Source organism: Arthrobacter gyeryongensis, assembly GCF_039543785.1.
GTDB classification, from domain to species: Bacteria; Actinomycetota; Actinomycetes; order Actinomycetales; family Micrococcaceae; genus Arthrobacter; species Arthrobacter gyeryongensis.
In genome coordinates this window covers 1-948 of sequence record NZ_BAABKK010000041.1, presented here as the reverse complement: position 1 = coordinate 948, position 948 = coordinate 1, and the positions used below count along the sequence as shown (strand labels likewise).

Genomic DNA, 948 nt, shown 5'->3' with positions numbered 1-948 from the left:
GTAGGGCCGTTTCAGGAGGTACCGGGACGTGAACAGGCCGGAGGCTTCACGGCGTGTCACGAGGTCGATTACTTGACCCCGGTTAGGCGCGGCTGGGACTATGGAGGCGAAAGCCTCCGAACTCGTGAACATCAGGCGTTCCGTTCGGTTAGCCCTCCAAGGTGTTACCAGCACCTGGGGGGCTTTGCTTTATCTACTTCCAGAAACCCTTACAGCAGTGCGGAAAAAGCAGGCCGTTGAACATATCTACGGCGAGCCTTCACTTTCGCTATACAGACCGCCTAGCCATTACGGATTTCACCAAGCAATCTGCTCAACCATGGACGCTTAGCGTGTGCATTCTGTCCACTTTGGCGGTCGGAGCTTGCCCGGAAAAGTGAAGAGGTCTCTTCCGTGGGCCGCTCTATGGCGGCTTCCTTCGTATAACCCTCGTTAGGTTTTGGAGCTTCGAGCATCCGGAGCGCCTGCGCCTGGGCGGCAATGATGCGCTCACGTTCAGCGGCCACGGCCTCAGCCACAGCGGCCCGCTTCTCGGCCTCGGCAAGATCAGCTTTCAGGGCTTCCACGAGGGCTTCCATGGAGGACTTAGCCGGGGGTTCCATGAGAGCCGCCACGTCCGCCGTTGATGGCCTGCCAGCAGGGCTTTCAGGGGTGCCAACGGTCGTCCTGTCCATCAGTCCCAGCGCTATCAGTGCCGTGATCGGAATGGACCAGCCTTTCGGCCCCTGCGCGGCCCCCAGTTCCAGCAATTCAGGGCGTTTCCTGCGCAGCGTGGATTGGCTCACCCCGCAGGCTTTCGCGGCCTCAGCGAGGCCTAGAACGGGTGCTGTCATGGGTGCCAGCCTAGGGGCCGTCGTGAGAGCTTCCGTGGAGGCTCGCGGCACGGCTGTCAGTGTTGCTGGATACCTGACGGAGTCCACGAGTAGAGCACGTGTCCGGAGTCCATCC

The 948-nt window shown here is 61.1% G+C and carries 1 protein-coding gene; it reads right to left on the bottom strand.

All coding sequences use genetic code 11. The features are described from left to right. Positions 1-281 precede the first annotated feature (281 nt). Entirely contained in the window at positions 282-833 is a 552-nt protein-coding gene (locus ABEA18_RS24060) for a hypothetical protein (protein ID WP_345453814.1), read from the bottom strand. Positions 834-948 lie beyond the last annotated feature (115 nt).